This is a genomic window from Gryllotalpicola reticulitermitis (assembly GCF_042651345.1).
GTDB lineage: Bacteria > Actinomycetota > Actinomycetes > Actinomycetales > Microbacteriaceae > Gryllotalpicola > Gryllotalpicola reticulitermitis.
In genome coordinates this window covers 1-1,946 of record NZ_JBHSCN010000012.1, presented here as the reverse complement: position 1 = coordinate 1,946, position 1,946 = coordinate 1, and the positions used below count along the sequence as shown (strand labels likewise).

Below are 1,946 nucleotides of genomic sequence, written 5' to 3'. Positions count from 1 at the left end.
TGCGTATGGTCTTTGAGAACTCAACAGTGTGCACATTGTCAATGCCAATTTCCTGGTGTCGCATCGTTTGGTGTGGTGTTGGGGTTGTTGGTTTTTGATGTCAGCTTTTGTTGATGTCTTGTCAGGTTGGATTCTGGCGCAATTTTTTTGTGGAGAGTTTGATCCTGGCTCAGGACGAACGCTGGCGGCGTGCTTAACACATGCAAGTCGAACGATGAAGAGAAAGCTTGCTTTTTTGGATTAGTGGCGAACGGGTGAGTAACACGTGAGTAACCTGCCCTTGGCTCTGGGATAAGCGCTGGAAACGGTGTCTAATACTGGATAGGACCCTGTACCGCATGGTGTGGGGTGGAAAGATTTTTTTGGCCATGGATGGGCTCGCGGCCTATCAGCTTGTTGGTGGGGTAGTGGCCTACCAAGGCGACGACGGGTAGCCGGCCTGAGAGGGTGACCGGCCACACTGGGACTGAGACACGGCCCAGACTCCTACGGGAGGCAGCAGTGGGGAATATTGCACAATGGGCGAAAGCCTGATGCAGCAACGCCGCGTGGGGGATGACGGCCTTCGGGTTGTAAACCTCTTTTGGTAGGGAAGAAGCCTTTGGGTGACGGTACCTGCAGAAAAAGGACCGGCTAACTACGTGCCAGCAGCCGCGGTAATACGTAGGGTCCGAGCGTTGTCCGGAATTATTGGGCGTAAAGAGCTCGTAGGCGGTCTGTCGCGTCTGCCGTGAAATCCTCAGGCTCAACCTGAGGCGTGCGGTGGGTACGGGCAGGCTAGAGTGCGGTAGGGGAGAATGGAACTCCTGGTGTAGCGGTGGAATGCGCAGATATCAGGAAGAACACCGATGGCGAAGGCAGTTCTCTGGGCCGTAACTGACGCTGAGGAGCGAAAGCGTGGGGAGCGAACAGGATTAGATACCCTGGTAGTCCACGCCGTAAACGTTGGGCGCTAGATGTGGGGACCATTCCACGGTTTCCGTGTCGTAGCTAACGCATTAAGCGCCCCGCCTGGGGAGTACGGCCGCAAGGCTAAAACTCAAAGGAATTGACGGGGGCCCGCACAAGCGGCGGAGCATGCGGATTAATTCGATGCAACGCGAAGAACCTTACCAAGGCTTGACATATACCGGTAACGGCCAGAGATGGTCGCCCCCTTGTGGTCGGTATACAGGTGGTGCATGGTTGTCGTCAGCTCGTGTCGTGAGATGTTGGGTTAAGTCCCGCAACGAGCGCAACCCTCGTTCTATGTTGCCAGCGGTTCGGCCGGGGACTCATAGGAGACTGCCGGGGTCAACTCGGAGGAAGGTGGGGATGACGTCAAATCATCATGCCCCTTATGTCTTGGGCTTCACGCATGCTACAATGGCCGGTACAAAGGGCTGCGATGCTGTAAGGCGGAGCGAATCCCAAAAAGCCGGTCTCAGTTCGGATTGAGGTCTGCAACTCGACCTCATGAAGTCGGAGTCGCTAGTAATCGCAGATCAGCAACGCTGCGGTGAATACGTTCCCGGGCCTTGTACACACCGCCCGTCAAGTCATGAAAGTCGGTAACACCCGAAGCCAGTGGCCTAACCCTTGTGGAGGGAGCTGTCGAAGGTGGGATCGGTGATTAGGACTAAGTCGTAACAAGGTAGCCGTACCGGAAGGTGCGGCTGGATCACCTCCTTTCTAAGGAGCATCTGGCCAGTGTGAGCTGGTCCAGGACCCGGTTCGGAAGCGAATGTCTTCCGTCGGGGCTCGTGGGTGGAACATTGACAATGCCGGCGCTGATGCTGGTGGTGCGTGAGTACGGCTCCTGGTTTCGGTTGGGGGCGGGGAAAGCGGGCTGCTGGTGGGGGTGTTGGGTGCACGCTGTTGGGTCCTGAGGGACCATGCTGGCCCGGTTGGGGTGGGGTGGTTTCTTTGCAGGCCCGTTCTGTTGCGGATCTTTGGTTCGTGGTGGG

The 1,946-nt window shown here is 56.8% G+C and carries 1 rRNA gene; it reads left to right on the top strand.

From position 1 onward, the window contains the following. Positions 1 to 146 precede the first annotated feature (146 nt). Positions 147 to 1,671: ribosomal RNA gene (locus ACFOYW_RS16430) — 16S ribosomal RNA — on the top strand. Positions 1,672 to 1,946: the final 275 nt, after the last annotated feature.